The organism is Neoaquamicrobium sediminum (assembly GCF_013240295.1).
Classification (GTDB): Bacteria; Pseudomonadota; Alphaproteobacteria; order Rhizobiales; family Rhizobiaceae; genus Aerobium; species Aerobium sediminum.
Map to the genome: position 1 here is coordinate 56,947 of NZ_JABETK010000001.1, position 14,317 is coordinate 71,263.

The 14,317-nt window shown below is 64.0% G+C and carries 15 protein-coding genes and 3 pseudogenes; 9 read left to right on the forward strand and 9 right to left on the reverse strand.

The window, feature by feature from the left end; all coding sequences use genetic code 11:
* Positions 1 to 62: 62 nt before the first annotated feature.
* The 3 genes and pseudogenes from HK436_RS00310 to HK436_RS00320 all read right to left on the reverse strand — a co-directional run bounded on the left by HK436_RS00310 (position 63) and on the right by HK436_RS00320 (position 4,267).
* Complete coding sequence (locus tag HK436_RS00310) at positions 63 to 998, reverse strand: glycine--tRNA ligase subunit alpha (protein ID WP_173189823.1); 936 nt, start codon at positions 996 to 998, stop codon at positions 63 to 65.
* Between the two features lie 111 nt (positions 999 to 1,109).
* Positions 1,110 to 3,107 (reverse strand): tetratricopeptide repeat protein, encoded by a 1,998-nt coding sequence (locus HK436_RS00315; protein ID WP_173186466.1) that lies wholly within the window; start codon positions 3,105 to 3,107, stop codon positions 1,110 to 1,112.
* A 144-nt stretch (positions 3,108 to 3,251) separates the two neighbouring features.
* Positions 3,252 to 4,267 (reverse strand): annotated as a pseudogene (locus tag HK436_RS00320) (polyprenyl synthetase family protein).
* A 139-nt stretch (positions 4,268 to 4,406) separates the two neighbouring features.
* Here HK436_RS00320 and HK436_RS00325 point away from each other — a divergent pair.
* From HK436_RS00325 to HK436_RS00355, 7 genes and pseudogenes are all read left to right on the forward strand, one after another.
* The gene (locus HK436_RS00325) at positions 4,407 to 4,631 is read left to right on the forward strand and encodes a putative signal transducing protein (protein WP_173189825.1); all 225 of its coding nucleotides are present in this window, start codon (positions 4,407 to 4,409) and stop codon (positions 4,629 to 4,631) included.
* Positions 4,628 to 5,421 (forward strand): annotated as a pseudogene (locus tag HK436_RS00330) (tRNA1(Val) (adenine(37)-N6)-methyltransferase). Before HK436_RS00325 ends, HK436_RS00330 begins: the two are co-directional and overlap by 4 nt.
* Before the next feature lie 79 nt (positions 5,422 to 5,500).
* Positions 5,501 to 6,356 (forward strand): annotated as a pseudogene (locus HK436_RS00335) (S49 family peptidase).
* 80 nt (positions 6,357 to 6,436) lie between these two features.
* A complete protein-coding gene (locus HK436_RS00340) occupies positions 6,437 to 6,622 on the forward strand; it encodes a hypothetical protein (protein WP_173186470.1) in 186 nt (61 codons plus the stop codon).
* Positions 6,623 to 6,632: 10 nt separating this feature from the next.
* Entirely contained in the window at positions 6,633 to 7,505 is an 873-nt protein-coding gene (locus HK436_RS00345) for a 4-(cytidine 5'-diphospho)-2-C-methyl-D-erythritol kinase (RefSeq protein ID WP_173186472.1), read from the forward strand.
* Entirely contained in the window at positions 7,495 to 8,046 is a 552-nt protein-coding gene (gene moaB, locus HK436_RS00350; RefSeq protein WP_173186474.1) for a molybdenum cofactor biosynthesis protein B, read from the forward strand. Before HK436_RS00345 ends, moaB begins: the two co-directional genes overlap by 11 nt.
* A 71-nt stretch (positions 8,047 to 8,117) precedes the next feature.
* Complete coding sequence (locus HK436_RS00355; RefSeq protein WP_173186476.1) at positions 8,118 to 8,540, forward strand: DUF7282 domain-containing protein; 423 nt, start codon at positions 8,118 to 8,120, stop codon at positions 8,538 to 8,540.
* Between the two features lie 7 nt (positions 8,541 to 8,547).
* Here HK436_RS00355 and HK436_RS00360 read toward each other — a convergent pair whose 3' ends face one another.
* A complete protein-coding gene (locus HK436_RS00360) occupies positions 8,548 to 9,075 on the reverse strand; it encodes a glycosyltransferase family 2 protein (RefSeq protein WP_173186478.1) in 528 nt (175 codons plus the stop codon).
* A gap of 135 nt (positions 9,076 to 9,210) precedes the next feature.
* On the opposite strand from HK436_RS00360, the gene HK436_RS00365 reads away from it, so the two are divergent.
* Complete coding sequence (locus HK436_RS00365; protein WP_173186480.1) at positions 9,211 to 10,365, forward strand: PA0069 family radical SAM protein; 1,155 nt, start codon at positions 9,211 to 9,213, stop codon at positions 10,363 to 10,365.
* A 274-nt stretch (positions 10,366 to 10,639) separates the two neighbouring features.
* Positions 10,640 to 11,290: a ribonuclease HII gene (gene rnhB / locus HK436_RS00370; protein WP_173186482.1), complete on the forward strand. Its 651-nt coding sequence runs from the start codon at positions 10,640 to 10,642 to the stop codon at positions 11,288 to 11,290.
* A gap of 268 nt (positions 11,291 to 11,558) precedes the next feature.
* Here the strand turns inward: rnhB and HK436_RS00375 are convergent, their stop codons facing one another.
* From HK436_RS00375 to HK436_RS00395, 5 genes are all read right to left on the reverse strand, one after another.
* A complete protein-coding gene (locus HK436_RS00375; protein WP_173186484.1) occupies positions 11,559 to 12,038 on the reverse strand; it encodes a F0F1 ATP synthase subunit B in 480 nt (159 codons plus the stop codon).
* Positions 12,039 to 12,042: 4 nt separating this feature from the next.
* Entirely contained in the window at positions 12,043 to 12,624 is a 582-nt protein-coding gene (locus HK436_RS00380) for a F0F1 ATP synthase subunit B (RefSeq protein ID WP_173186486.1), read from the reverse strand.
* 63 nt (positions 12,625 to 12,687) lie between these two features.
* Entirely contained in the window at positions 12,688 to 12,915 is a 228-nt protein-coding gene (locus tag HK436_RS00385; protein WP_173186488.1) for a F0F1 ATP synthase subunit C, read from the reverse strand.
* Positions 12,916 to 12,989: 74 nt separating this feature from the next.
* Positions 12,990 to 13,739, reverse strand: a complete 750-nt coding sequence (locus tag HK436_RS00390; protein WP_173186490.1) for a F0F1 ATP synthase subunit A — start codon at positions 13,737 to 13,739, stop codon at positions 12,990 to 12,992.
* A 48-nt stretch (positions 13,740 to 13,787) separates the two neighbouring features.
* Positions 13,788 to 14,192, reverse strand: a complete 405-nt coding sequence (locus HK436_RS00395) for an AtpZ/AtpI family protein (RefSeq protein ID WP_173186492.1) — start codon at positions 14,190 to 14,192, stop codon at positions 13,788 to 13,790.
* Positions 14,193 to 14,317: the final 125 nt, after the last annotated feature.

Below are 14,317 nucleotides of genomic sequence, written 5' to 3' on the forward strand. Positions count from 1 at the left end.
TGCGGGCGCGCGGGCGGGCCGGGATTTCCTCGGAGCGGAGTTCAAGAAGAAGATCAGGCATGTCAGGCAGCTTTCGTCTCGAATGCGTAACCGCCCGCATCCGTCGCCAGGAACGCCTCGCCACACGCCTTGGCCAGATTGCGCACGCGCAGAATATAGCTCTGGCGCTCGGTGACCGAGATCACGCCGCGTGCGTCGAGCAGGTTGAACGCGTGGCTCGCCTTGATGCACTGGTCGTAGGCCGGCAGCACCATCTTGTGCATCGGGTTGTTGTCGCCTTCCTTCGGCGCACCGGCGGCCAGCAGCGCCTTGCACTCGCGTTCCGCATCCTCGAAATGGCGGAACAGGATCGCCGTGTCGGCGTGCTCGAAATTGTGCCGTGAGTATTCCTGCTCGGCCTGCAGGAACACGTCGCCATAGGTCACCTTCTCAGCGCCCTCGCGGCCGTTGAAGTTCAGGTCGTAGACATTGTCGACGCCCTGCACATACATGGCCAGCCGCTCGAGACCGTAGGTCAGTTCGCCGGCGACCGGCGCGCATTCGATGCCGCAGACCTGCTGGAAATAGGTGAACTGCGAGACCTCCATGCCGTCGCACCAGCATTCCCAGCCCAGACCCCAGGCGCCCAGAGTCGGGCTTTCCCAGTCGTCTTCCACGAAGCGGATGTCGTGCAGCAGCGGGTCGATGCCGATCGCGGCGAGCGAGCCAAGATAAAGCTCCTGCAGGTTCGATGGGTTGGGCTTCAGGATCACCTGATACTGGTAGTAGTGCTGCAGCCGGTTGGGGTTCTCGCCGTAGCGGCCATCCTTAGGCCGGCGCGAGGGCTGCACATAGGCCGCGTTCCACGGGCGCGGGCCCAGAGCGCGCAGGGTGGTTGCCGGGTGGAACGTACCTGCGCCGACTTCCATGTCGTAGGGCTGGAGGATGACGCAGCCGTAATCCGCCCAGTATCGGTGCAGCGTCAGGATCAGCCCCTGGAACGAGCGGCTGGGGTGCATGGCGGACTGTTCGGCGTTCACGTGCGTGCCTTTCACGGCCTATGTCGGGACGTGGCACTCCTAGTGCGACCGTTCGCAAGCGTCAAGGAAGCGAAGCTGTAGCGGAGGCTGCTAGTTTGCCGGCTGCGGCAGGTTAAGCCGGTAGCCGGGCACGATGCGGCCGGGATCTCCACGGAGGTCCGGATTGAGGTCCAGCAACTCGATGTAGCGGTTGCCGTCGCCCAGCAATTCGGCCGCGATCGACCACAGCGACTGTCCGGGCGACACGACATGGACAGTGCTGCCCACCGCCACGGTTTCAACGGGCGGCTCGTCGGCCTTGCTGTCGGCACCATCCGGCAGCGGCACCACGTTGGCGGGCAGCGTTTCCTCCGAAGCGTCATTCGCATCCGCGCGCTGTTCGAACGGCTGCATGCCTTCCGCCAGCTTGCGCTCGGCGTCGGCTTTTACCTCGTCGTCCGGCTCCAGAGCGAGCGTGTGCCGCCACTGGAACGTGGCCTCAAGCTTGCGGCCGACACGCCAGTAGGCATCGCCGAGATGGTCGTTGAGGATCGGGTCGGCGGGCATCAGGCCCACGGCGCGCTCGAGCTCGCGTGCAGCATCCTCGAAACGACCGAGCCGGTAGAAGGCCCAGCCAAGCGAATCCACGATGTAGCCGTCGCTCGGTCGCAACTCGACAGCGCGCTGGATCATCTCCAGCCCTTCTTCGAGATTGATGTTCATGTCGACCCAGGAATAGCCCAGATAGTTCAGCGCCTGCGGCTGGTCTGGATAGAGCTCCAGCGCTTTGTGGAAATTGGGCTCGGCCTTGTCCCACTCCTTCAACCGCTCATAGGCGATGCCGCGCTGATAGAAGATGTTCCATTCGGCCCGCGTCGGCTCACCCATGCGCGCGACCGCCTGGTCGTAAAGGTTGGCGGCATCCCGGTATTTCTCCTGCCGCGCATAGACCCCGCCCAGCGCGAGATAGGCCCGCATGTCGTTCTCGTCTTCGGCAAGCGCGGCTTTCAGATGCCCTTCGGCCTCGTCGAAACGCTCGAGATCGGCGAGGTTGAGACCGAGCTGCAATTCGGCGATGCGCCGCATCGGCGACGATGCCGGCACTTTCTCATAATTGGCGATGGCCGCTTCGGCGTTGCTCTGCTGCTCGGCGATGCCGGCAAGCTGGACGAGGATCGCGTCGCTGTCCGGCCGCAGCGCCACCGCGTATTGCAGGTAGAGCCGCACGAAGGATTCGCCGCCGCTGCGGTTAAGGGCCGTTGCGAGATTGAGGAGCGCTTCGGCGGCACCCGCCTGCGCGTCTGGCACCAGCGGTGCAGCCTGTTCGCCGCTCTCGATGTCCTCGCGCAGTGCCTGGATCGTGACCCGGCCCGGCGCAAACTCCTCAGCCTTGGCAAGCACCTCCAGCGCCTTGTCGTGTTCACCCTCGCGTGCCAGGAAGCCCGCATAGGCCTCCAGGCTGCGCAGGAACACTTCCGGAGCCGCGCCGCCACCCGACACATTGGTCTGCGTCGCCTCGAAGGCCGTGCGCGCAGTCTCCATGTCGCCCGCGCGCTCGGCGATCAGGGCACGATGATAACCGATGAAGAGGTCGTACCATTCGGGACCCGAAAGCTGATCGACAAACGCCAGCGCGCCCGCACTGTCGCCAGCGCCAAGCTTCGCCCAGGCAGTCATAAGGCCGGTGATCAGCCTGTCGAGGTCCGATTCGAGCGTCAGCTTGAGCCACGTTTCAGCTTCTGCGTAGCGCTCGCCGCGGATCGAGTCGACGGCGAGTGCAAGGCGCGAGAAGCGCTCGACCTCGGGCACTTCCTTGAGCTTTTCGGCATAAGGAAGCGCCTCGTCGAAGCTGCCCTCCGAGATCAGGCCAAGCATCAGGCTCTGCTGCAGCGTCTGGTTGTCCGCATCGAACGAGATGGCACGGCGGTAATAGGCGATCGCGGATGCGAGATCGTTGTCCGTCTCGGCGACCCGGGCCGCAAGATAGGCACCTGACAGCGTCTTGATCGATACCGTTTCGTCCGCTTCCGGCGCTGCCCACGCATTGCCTGTCGCGATGCCGGCTGCCAACCCCGCAGCCACGATCCAGCGTCCAGTCTTAAGCCGCATTGGTTCCCTTCCTGTCGGTCCGCCGCGCCCGACACGGCGAGCATGTCAGACGTTGAAGGCACAAAGCATGGCCTTTTTGCGGTCGCGGTTCAATCCGCCTTACTTCACGATCAGGACAGCCGTAGCGCGGCAGGGCCTGACCCTTCAGCTTACGCGGCTGATGCAGAAGTCGATCACGTCGAGCATCGCCTGCTTTTGCGGCGTCTGCCTGAGCGGCGCCAGAGCGTCGCGAGCGATCTCGCCGAAGTGCCTTGCCCGACCGATCGTGTCGCCGATAGCGCCGTGCCTGGTCATCAAGCCACGGGCGCGGTCGAGCGATTCGTCGTCGGTGCGGTCGTTCTCGATCGCCGCCTTCCAGAATTCGCGCTCCTCGGCGGAACCACGGCGGTAGCTGAGGATCACGGGAAGCGTGACCTTGCCCTCGCGGAAGTCGTCGCCGACATTCTTGCCGAGGTTCTTCGAATCGCCGCCATAGTCGAGCGCGTCGTCAATGAGCTGGAAAGCAAGGCCGAGATTGATGCCGTAGGAACGCAGCGCCGCGCGGTCGGTCTTCGACGCTCCCGCAACGATCGGCCCGACCTCGGCGGCTGCCGAGAACAGGGCTGCCGTCTTCGCCTTGATGACGGCGAGATAGTCGTCCTCGGTGGTCTCCAGGTTCTTCGCCACGCCGAGCTGCATCACCTCGCCTTCGGCGATGATCGATGCCGCGGTGGAGAGAATGTCGAGAGCATCAATCGAGCCAACCTCGACCATCATACGGAAGGCCTGGCCGAGCAAAAGTCCCCGACGAGCACGCTTGCCTGATTGCCCCAGATCATGCGCGCCGTGCGCTTGCCGCGCCGCATGTCGCTTTCGTCGACGACATCGTCATGCAGCAGGGTCGCGGTGTGCATGAACTCCACGCTGGTCGCCAGCTTGATGTGGCCATCACCCTGGTAGCCGAACATCTGCGCGGCCGCGAGGGTGAGCATAGGCCGAAGCCGCTTGCCGCCTGATGAGATCAGGTGATTGGCGACTTCCGGAATCATCTCGACGTCAGAGCCGGCTTTCGACAGGATGAGCTCGTTCACGCGGCCCATATCCGCGCGCGTCAGCGCGATCAGCGCCTCGATGGAGGCGTTTTCGCGTTTACCGCCCTCCAGATTGACTACGACACCCACCACATGAAACTCCCTTGAGCGCGGCCCGCCGCCCGTAACTTTCTTGCGCGACTCTAGGCAGGCGCATGAGGCGCGGCAAGTGGCGAATTGGCGCGGTTTGTCGTTTACTTTAGCGCTGCAACCTGAAAGCCTCGCCGCCATGATCGAACTGATGCGCACCAACGACCCCGTATTGATCTCGTTCGTCGAGGCGCTGTTGCGCGACGCGGGGCTCTCCTACTTCGTGGCCGACCAGAACATGAGCGTCATAGAGGGCTCGCTGGGGATCCTCCCGCGCCGCGTCATGGTTTCGGATGACGACCTGGATGCCGCGCGCCACCTGCTGGAAGAGGCCGGAATCGCGGGCGAACTGGGCAAGCAATGACTGCTTTCGCGGCGATCGCAGACAAGGCCGAAGAGTCCACGCTGGATGCCTTCCACCGGGGGCGTTTCATCTGATACAGCCGCGGCGCGGCCATCGTGCCGGCATGGACGCCATGATGCTGGCCGCAAGCGTGCCGGGCTCATTTGCAGGCCGGCTCGCCGATCTCGGCTCTGGGGCCGGCGCGGCCGGACTTGCAGTTGCCACGCGTTGTCCGGACGCCACGGTGGCCCTTGTGGAACGCGATCAGGAAATGGCCGACTACGCGCGGCGCTCGATTGCGCACGAGGCCAATGCTGGCTTACGCGACCGCGCCTCCGTGATCGAAGCCGATGTAACGTTGACGGGCAAGGCACGGATGACAGCCGGCCTCGCCGACAGGGCTTTCGATTTCGCGTTGATGAACCCGCCCTTCAACGCCGCGGCAGACCGCCCCTCGCCCGACGCTCTGCGCCGCTCGGCCCATGTGATGGAGGACGGGCTGTTCGAGCGCTGGCTGCGCACGGCGGCGGCAATCGTGCGCCCGCGTGGGGGACTCTCGATCATCGCTCGCCCTGGTTCGCTACCGGAAATCCTGGCCGCGATGCAGGGACGGTTCGGCGCGGCGCAGATCTTGCCCATTCACCCCCGCACGCACGAGCCTGCGATACGGATCCTGATTCGCGCCTTGCGAGGCTCGCGCGCGGGGCTGACGCTGATGCCGGCCCTGGCGATACACGAACCGACGGGTCGCCGCTTCTCGCAGCAAGCGGATGCGATCAACAACGGCCGGGCTACACTTTTCGGCGATTGAGCCACAAAGGCGTGGCGCCCCATATTGCTTGCGCGCCGCGAATGCCTACATCCACAATGAACAGTGGAGACCTGCCCCTTTGAGTCGACTTTTCAGCCGCCTTCTTCCCCGCTCCATGCGCTCCGGCGCCATCACCATTCCCGTCATTCGGCTGCACGGCGCTATCATGGCGGGCGGGAACCAGTTCCGGCCCTCCCTGTCGCTGGCCTCGACAGCGGGGCTGATCGAGAAGGCTTTCGCGTTCAAGGAGGCGCCCGCAGTCGCAATCTCCATCAACTCTCCCGGCGGTTCGCCGGTGCAGTCGCGTCTGATCTTCCGGCGCATTCGCGACCTTGCCGAGGAAAAGAATAAGCGCGTGATCGTCTTCGTCGAGGATGTGGCCGCCTCGGGTGGCTACATGATCGCTGTCGCCGGCGACGAGATCGTCGCGGACCCCTCCTCCATCGTCGGTTCCATCGGCGTTGTTTCGGCCGGTTTCGGCTTCCAGGAGATGATCAAGAAGATCGGAGTGGAACGCCGCGTCCACACCGCCGGGCGCAACAAGTCGATCCTCGACCCGTTCAGCCCGGAGAGGAAGGAGGATGTGGAACGCCTGAAGGCGCTTCAGCTCGAAATCCATGACACCTTCATCGACCTGGTCAAAGGGCGGCGCGGCGCCAGGCTCACGGACGATCCCGACCTCTTCACCGGCATGTTCTGGACCGAAAAGGGGGCTGGAGCTGGGCCTCGTCGACGCGTTGGGCGACATGCGCTCGTTTCTCAAGCAGCGATACGGTGAGAAGACGCGGCTGCAGCTCGTATCGATGCCGCGCGGCCTGTTCGGGCGCAAGCTCGGCGTGTTCAGCTCCCAGGCGAACGGGATCGCGGCCTCGGCAGCAGATGGGCTTTTCGATGCGGCGGAAGAACGCGCCCTTTGGAGCCGCTTCGGCCTTTGACGATGCGAGAAAAGGCATTAGAATTAGGTCCGTACTGGCACCGTGACCCTTAGCATACCAATCCGGGAGGAGACCGGACAATGCCCCAGCTTATTTTCTTCGCAGCGCTCGGCATCGTCGCTTATGTCGGCTACCGCTCCTTCATCCGCGAGGCAGAGCGCCTGACAGCGAAAGCGCGGCGCGCCGAGGCGGAGCAGCGCACGGGCTCGCAGGGCACGCTGGTGAAAGACCCCAAGACCGGCGAATACCACCTCCTGAAGGACTGAACGCCGGTCCATGCCTGCAAAAATCGTCGAGCACGCGCCGGCCAAGGTGAACCTTGCGCTGCATGTCACCGGCCGCCGGGATGACGGCTACCACCTGCTCGACACGCTCGTGGTGTTCACCGAGGTAGGCGACACAGTGTCGGTCGCGGCGGCGGAACAAGACAGTTTTACCATCCAGGGTCCTTTCGCCGGTTTGCTCGACGACGAGGCCGACAACCTCGTGTTGAGGGCGCGGGACCTGCTGCGAAGCACGCACGGCGACCTGCCGCCGGTCGCGATCACGCTGGAAAAGAACCTGCCTGTCGCTTCCGGCATCGGCGGCGGCTCAAGCGATGCAGCGGCGACACTGCGGGCACTGATGCGATTATGGGGCATCGAGCTTTCCGCGGATGCGCTGGCGGCAGCGGCTCTGCGGCTGGGTGCAGATTTGCCGATGTGTCTCTATGCACGGACGCTCGTAGCACGCGGGATCGGAGAGGAAATAGAGCCGGTCGAGGGCATTCCGCCGCTTCATATGATGCTGGCCAACCCCGGCGTAGCCGTACCGACCCCGGCGATATTCCGCGCGCTGGCCAGCCGCGAGAACCCGCCTTTACCACGGCTGGCCGGCGCGAAGGCGTTGTTCGACTGGCTGGCTGCGACGCGCAACGATCTGCAAGCGCCTGCCATAGCACTCGCGCCCGAGATCGGCGACGTGCTATCGGCGCTTTCCGCGAGCGGCGCAGCGCTGGCGCGCATGTCAGGCTCCGGGGCAACCTGTTTCGGCCTGTTCAACTCGCCCGCCGATGCAGAGGCCGCCGCATCCGCCATCGCCGCACGGTACCCCGCATGGTACGTCACGGCGACGCGAACGATCGAAAGGGCTCGAGCAGATGCCACTTGACGAGAACAGACCCTTCCTGCCTGTCGGTATTGCCGTGCTGACCGTCTCCGACACGCGGACGCCGGAGGACGACAAGTCCGGGCAGACGCTTGCCGAGCGGATCGGGGCGGCCGGTCACCGGCTCGCCGCACGCGACATCGTGAAGGACGACGTCGAGTCGATCCGCTCCGTCGTACGTGGCTGGGCGAAGGACGATGCCGTCGACGTGATCATCACCACAGGCGGCACCGGCTTCACCGGCCGCGACGTGACGCCGGAAGCGCTGGAGCCCATTTTCGAGAAGCGCATGGACGGCTTCTCGGAAGTCTTCCACCGGATTTCCTACGACAAGATCGGCACGTCCACGATCCAGTCGCGGGCGACTGGCGGAGTGGTCGACGCCACGTTCGTCTTCGTGCTGCCCGGCTCGCCGGGAGCTTGCCGTGACGCGTGGGATCATATCCTGAAGGTGCAGCTCGACTACCGTCATATGCCTTGCAACTTCGTTGAGATCATGCCCCGGCTGGACGAGCATCTGAAGCGCGGCGGAACACAACTCTGAAACTTTTATCGCGTGCCTCTCGTAACTCATCGGGACCGCTTCGACGGTTAACGTGAAAAAGGGAGTTTCAGATGTTCAGGATACCAACCATTGCCGCCGCTGTTGCCATTGCCGTATCGAGCACGAGCGTCGCGCTTGCGGACCATCTCAACATCGACGTTGACGGCGCGAAGATCGAAAACGGCGCGATCGTCTTCCCTTCGGTACTCATCGACAAGGACGGATACGTCGTTATCCATGCAGTTCAGAACGGTGAAGCCGTCATTCCGGCTTCCATCGGCCATACGGCCGTGATGGCCGGCACGACCGAGAACGTATCGGTAGAGGTCGAGGGTGGCGCGATGGATGGCACCGACTACGTTGCCATGATCCACTACGAGACGAATGGCAACGGTACGTATGATTTCGGCGAGGGATCGACCGACGTCGACACGCCGGGAATGCGTCCGGACAATACTGCCTACGCGCTGCCTTTCAGCGTCGGCGCCATGTAATCGGCAATCAGGTCGCTGCCCGGTCGCAAGCAGGCGCGGCCGGGCTCGCAACCACGATTTCGGCAGGCAACCGCCGCGCGGCGACCGCGCGCGCGATCGCCGACCCATCCGTTCGCGCGAGCGACAGTGCCTGGCGCCTGGTTATCATCAGACCGTCCGCCAGCGGTCGACGCCCCGAAAATATGCGCGCGAGGAACGGCTGCCTCGACTGGCGCGCGCGCGTGAAGCGGGCCGCGCCGGCGGCCACTTCCGCGTGGCTGAGAACGGCGTCCATCCATCCTTCAAGCAGCCGCGCGCCCGGCTCGAGAATCAGTATCCATTCGCTGCGCGCCTGCCTGATGCCGGACAGCGCATCGGCACCGGCCAGATAGCTGCAACCGGCATGTTCAGCGACGGTGTGGGTGCGGTCCGACGAGCCGCCGTCACAGACGATCACCTCGCGCACCACGCCTTCGACGGCCCCGCCAACGAGCGAGGCGAGCGTGCGCGCCAACGCATCTTCATGGTTACGCGTCTCGATCAAGACGGACAGCATTCGACCGGAATAGCTGAAAGCGCCGGCTAAAGCCAGTGCTGCACTGCAGCAGAAAAAGTTCTTGCTTTGTTCTGCGCCCGGAAATAGGAATAGTTTCATCACGGACAGGCGAGTCGTTCGCCAACGGAGCCAGACATGGAACCGATCAGACAAGCGGATATGGCAGCCTTTGCTGGCGGCGGCGCGGCCGCGGCGAACGCGCTGGTCGACGATAGCGGGCTCCGCGTCGGCTTCGACAGGCGGCGCGGCCGCGCGGCCGGCGTCAATCCTTCCGGCCGCTACGAGCCGCTGACGCGGCATGTCTTCGACGACGGGTGGAACAGCCTCGAGGAATTGCCTCCGTTCAAGACCGAAGTTCAGGTCGAGAAGCCACGCAACATCATCACCCGCAACACGTCGCCGGACATCTCATTCGACCGTTCGATCAATCCCTATCGCGGCTGCGAGCATGGCTGTGTCTATTGCTTCGCGCGGCCGACCCACGCTTTCATGGGATTGTCGCCGGGGCTGGACTTCGAGGCGAAGCTGTTTGCCAAGCCGGACGCTGCCCGGTTGCTGGAGCGGGAACTGGCGAAACCCGGCTATGAGCCCCGAACGATTGCGATCGGCACCAACACCGATCCCTACCAGCCGATCGAAAAACAGTGGCGCATCATGCGCGAAATTCTCGAAGTGCTGGAGGCGCATAACCACCCTGTCGGCATCGTCACCAAGTCGGCATTGGTGACACGCGACGCCGACATTCTCGGACGCATGGCCGAGAAGGGGCTGGCCAAGGTGGCGCTTTCGATCACCACGCTCGACCGCAAGCTGGCACGGATGATGGAGCCGCGCGCGGCCACGCCACCGAAGCGGCTGGAGGCTCTGCGCACGCTGGCGGATGCGGGGGTGCCGGTCTCGGTGATGATCGGCCCTGTGATCCCGGCGCTGAACGATCAGGAGATCGAGCGCATTCTTGACTCCGCCGAGGCAGCCGGTGCCCGCGAGGCCGGCTACATCATCCTGCGGCTGCCTCTAGAGGTCGCGCCGATCTTCAAGGACTGGCTGCTGCGGCATTATCCCGACCGCTATCGCCACGTGATCTCGCTGATACGCTCGATGCGCGGCGGCAAGGATTACGACGCCGAGTGGGGCAAGCGCATGAAGGGGGCCGGCCCCTATGCATGGCAGATCGGACGGCGCTTCGAAATCGCGGCGAAGCGGCTGGAACTCAATGTTGAGAAGAGGCGGCTGCGAACCGATCTGTTCAAGCCGCCGGCCCAGGCGGGCGAGCAGTTGATGCTGCTCTAGTAATCATAGGCAGCGCGGGCGACGTCCTGCGTCGCCCGCGCCAGCGAATTCCGTCCGGCCTGCCCCGTCCCCTGGCACCCGACGGAGCCTTCCCGCCCCGCCCCATCCGGCGGGAAGGACTGGAGAACCGGAGCCCCGCGAGCATCGCCGCAACATGCCTCGCCCGCGCTCCGGTTCTCCGCTTTTCTTTTGCCCGACGACAAGTGGATACGCTCGCTGTGGGATGGTTCGCTGCTTGCACCGGGGCCTCAGCCGGTGCAAGCATCGACAGGCTATGCCACGACCACAGCCCGATTCTCCGCTTCTTTTCGACCTGCCCGTGCGACCCGATTTCTCGCTGGAGAGGGAGGCCCTGCGCGATAGCCGCTGGCCCGTGGCCGGCACCGACGAGGCAGGCCGGGGGCCTCTCGCAGGCCCGGTGGTTGCGGCCGCCGTCGTCCTCGATCCTGAGAACATTCCGGATGGGCTGGACGATTCGAAGCGGATGGATGCAGCAGCACGCGAAGGCGTGTTCACCGAAATTCTCACGCGCGCAAGGGCGGTTTCGTTTTCGGCCGTATGCGCGGGTTCCATCGACAGCGGCGATATCCGCAAGGCAAGCCTGGAAGCCATGCGCCGGTCAGTGGCCACGCTTACTGTGAAGCCGTTGCTGGTGCTTGCGGACGGCCGGGACGTTCCACCCGGGCTCCCCTGTCTCGGCCGCGCGGTCGTCAAGGGTGACCAGCGATCGCAATCGATCGCCGCAGCCTCCATCGTCGCCAAGGTCATGCGCGACCGGATGATGGCGCGCGCAGGAGCCTGTGACGTGCGCTACGGTTTCGAGCTCCATATGGGCTACGCGACGGTCCGCCATCGCACCGCGATCCTGGAACACGGGCCGGTAACACGCCTCCACAGGCTCTCCTTCGCGCCGTTCCGCACATAAAGAGCAGTCGCCCAGAAAACCTGTTTGCCGTCATGCGTCCTTCGAAGCTCGCTTTGCTCGCAGCTCAGCATGAGGACGGTTGTGCACCGCTCGGCGATGTTTGCGGCTTGAGGGGCGCTTCTTTGACGTTCATCGAGCCGCCCGTGGGAGAGTTCGATCAACCTACCTCCCTCATCCTGAGCTGCGAGCAAAGCGAGCTTCTAAGGACGCACCATAACAAAAGGCCGCCCGGAGGCGGCCTTTAAAATGTTCGAACCGGTAGAAAAGATCAGTTCAGCTTCGCCTTGACGTCGTCGAGCGTCGACTTGAAAAGCGCGGCGTCAGCACGTGCATCGACCTTGTCCGCGAGCAGCTTGCCGGCAGCCTCGATGGCGATATCCACCGCGCTGCTGCGCACCTCGTTGACTGCGTCACGCTCGGCCTGAGCGATCTTCTGCTCCGCGAGCGCCGTACGCCGCACGACATAGTCTTCGGTTTTCTGCTTGGCTTCAGAAACCAGAAGCTCGGCCTCGCGCTTGGCGGCGGCGACGATATCGCCCGCTTCCTGCTCGGCTTCCTTGCGCTTGCGCTGGTATTCGGCCAGCAGTTGCTGGGCCTCCTCGCGCAGGCGACGCGCTTCCTCAAGGTCGTTGCGAATACGCTCGGCGCGCGCGTCGAGCGACTTCGAGATCATCCCCGGTATGCGCAGATAAGCCATAAGCGCGAGGAAGATAAGCAGAGCGGCTGTGGCCCAGAATGTAGCATCCATGGTCCTACCTCCTCGAAGCCTTGACCGCGGATGAAACCGCAGCCTTGTCGATCGTGGTGCCGACAAGCTCCTTGACGATCAGGCCGGTGGTTTCCTCGGCGATCTGGCCGACGTCCCGCATGGCGGCGTCCTTGATCAGCGCGATGCGTGCCTCGGCTTCCGAAAGCTTGGAATCCAGCGCTGCTTCAACCTGCCTGCGTTCCGCCTCGGCTTCCGCCTTGGCACCCTCGCGGGCTTCCTGGCCAATCGCATTCGCCTTGGACTTGGCGTCGGCAAGCTCCTGCTCGTAGGCAGCAAGGGCAGCGTCCGCCTCTTCCTTCAACTTGGCGGCCTGGTCGAGATCCTGCGCGATGCGATCGCTGCGCACCTCGAGGATGCCGCCGATGCGCGGCAGAACCACCTTCTGCAGGAACAGGTAGAACAGGCCGAAGGTAATCGCCAGCCAGAGAAGCTGCGACGGATATGTGGAAGAATCGAATGGCGGGAACGAACCGCCGCCAGCGCCGTGGTCGACGCCAACTTCGGATTGCGTCTCGCCGTGCGCTTCCGTTTCCGATTCCTGCGCGAATGCAGGCGCCACGAACATGGGCTACCCCTGTCTAGAGAGTGGCCGGCCGCACAAGGCGGCCGACAATATACGGCTTCAGTCTTAGACTGCGAACAGCAGCAGCAGCGCGACCAGCAGCGAGAAGATGCCGAGCGCTTCCGTCACCGCGAAGCCGAAGATCAGGCGGCCGAACTGGCCGTCAGCAGCCGAAGGATTGCGCAGGGCGCCGGCGAGGTAGTTGCCGAAGATGTGGCCGAGACCAATGCCCGCGCCGCCCATGCCAAGGCAGGCAATACCGGCGCCGATGAACTTTGCTGCTTCCGCTTCCATGGTAGAACTCCTTCAATGGAACTTTGAGATTGATGCGGTTTCGAAGTTGGCGGGAGAGCCCGCCGGTGAACGGGTCAGTGCGACGGGTGTAGCGCGTCGTTGAGATACATGCAGGTCAGCACTGCGAAAACGTAGGCCTGCAGGAACGACACCAGAAACTCGAGGCCGGTCAGCGCAATGGTCATGAGCAGCGGCAGAATTGCGCCGCCTATGCCAAGCGCGCCCAGCGAACCCAGCGAGACGACGAAGCCGGCGAAAACCTTGAGCGTGATGTGACCAGCCAGCATGTTGGCGAAAAGACGCACCGAAAGGCTGATCGGACGCGACAGGAACGAGATCACCTCGATCAGCACCACCAGCGGAACAAGAATGGCCGGAACACCTTCGGGCACAAAGAGCCCGAGGAACTTGAGGCCGTGCTTCCAGAAGCCGTAGATGACCACGGTGCCCATCACCAGCATCGACAGGGCGAAGGTGACGATGATGTGGCTGGTGACGGTAAAGAAGTAGGGGAACATGCCCAGCAGGTTTGCCACCAGCACGAACATGAACAGCGAAAACACCAGCGGGAAGAACTTCATGCCGTGGGTACCGGCAGCGTCGCGCAGCATGTTGGCGACAAATTCGTAGGACATCTCCGAAACCGACTGCAGACGGCTGGGAACCAGACCGCGGCTGGAGGTCGTCAGATAAAGAAACGCGCCTGCGGTCGCCACGGTGGCGACCATGAACAGCGACGAGTTGGTGAACGAGAAATCGAGCCCACCGATTTCGATCGGAATCAGTTTCGAGATCTGAAACTGGTGAATTGGATCGTTGGCCAACCTGGACCCCCTCGATGCGTCACGCGCGCCACGCGGCGCAATTCAATCTCAATCGGGCCGTCCGGCGCCATTCCGCGCCTTTCCCGGCCCTCCCTCGGCGACCATGCCCACTGAACGCAGGACATTAAGCACGCCAGCGGCAAACCCCAGAAGCAGGAAGATGATGAGACCCCATGGCGACGTACCCGCCACGCGATCGATCAGCCATCCCAGGCCCGCCCCCACCGCTATCCCAGCGATGAACTCGCTCGACAGCTTCAGCGCCTGTCCGAAACCGGCCATGCCGCCGGTCGCGGGTTTACTCTCGGTTTCGTCCCGCGCCGGTTTTCTGGCTGCGAGAGCCGCATCCAGTTCACGGCTGCGGCGGACGAGGTCCTGCTCGCGGTTGGGCGATCCTGCCGCTGCGCCGGGCTTTTCGTCTCCGGTTTGGTCTGGCCTGTTTGAGCCGGCCATCGCGAACCTCCTGCCCGAACAGCCGGTATCGGCTCTCCGCTTTCAAAGTCGCGCGCAACATAGTTAGGGGTATGTCCCCAGTCAAGCCGGGGCGGGACGGCTGGACGGAACTTATTTGCCAAATA

Coding starts and splice junctions, on each gene's coding strand:
- HK436_RS00310 (WP_173189823.1), bottom strand. CDS start 998: ATGCACCCCAGCCGCTCGTTCCAGGGGCTGATCCTGACGCTGCACCGA.
- HK436_RS00315 (WP_173186466.1), bottom strand. CDS start 3,107: ATGCGGCTTAAGACTGGACGCTGGATCGTGGCTGCGGGGTTGGCAGCC.
- HK436_RS00325 (WP_173189825.1), top strand. CDS start 4,407: ATGATCGAACTGATGCGCACCAACGACCCCGTATTGATCTCGTTCGTC.
- HK436_RS00340 (WP_173186470.1), top strand. CDS start 6,437: ATGCCCCAGCTTATTTTCTTCGCAGCGCTCGGCATCGTCGCTTATGTC.
- HK436_RS00345 (WP_173186472.1), top strand. CDS start 6,633: ATGCCTGCAAAAATCGTCGAGCACGCGCCGGCCAAGGTGAACCTTGCG.
- moaB (WP_173186474.1), top strand. CDS start 7,495: ATGCCACTTGACGAGAACAGACCCTTCCTGCCTGTCGGTATTGCCGTG.
- HK436_RS00355 (WP_173186476.1), top strand. CDS start 8,118: ATGTTCAGGATACCAACCATTGCCGCCGCTGTTGCCATTGCCGTATCG.
- HK436_RS00360 (WP_173186478.1), bottom strand. CDS start 9,075: ATGCTGTCCGTCTTGATCGAGACGCGTAACCATGAAGATGCGTTGGCG.
- HK436_RS00365 (WP_173186480.1), top strand. CDS start 9,211: ATGGAACCGATCAGACAAGCGGATATGGCAGCCTTTGCTGGCGGCGGC.
- rnhB (WP_173186482.1), top strand. CDS start 10,640: ATGCCACGACCACAGCCCGATTCTCCGCTTCTTTTCGACCTGCCCGTG.
- HK436_RS00375 (WP_173186484.1), bottom strand. CDS start 12,038: ATGGATGCTACATTCTGGGCCACAGCCGCTCTGCTTATCTTCCTCGCG.
- HK436_RS00380 (WP_173186486.1), bottom strand. CDS start 12,624: ATGTTCGTGGCGCCTGCATTCGCGCAGGAATCGGAAACGGAAGCGCAC.
- HK436_RS00385 (WP_173186488.1), bottom strand. CDS start 12,915: ATGGAAGCGGAAGCAGCAAAGTTCATCGGCGCCGGTATTGCCTGCCTT.
- HK436_RS00395 (WP_173186492.1), bottom strand. CDS start 14,192: ATGGCCGGCTCAAACAGGCCAGACCAAACCGGAGACGAAAAGCCCGGC.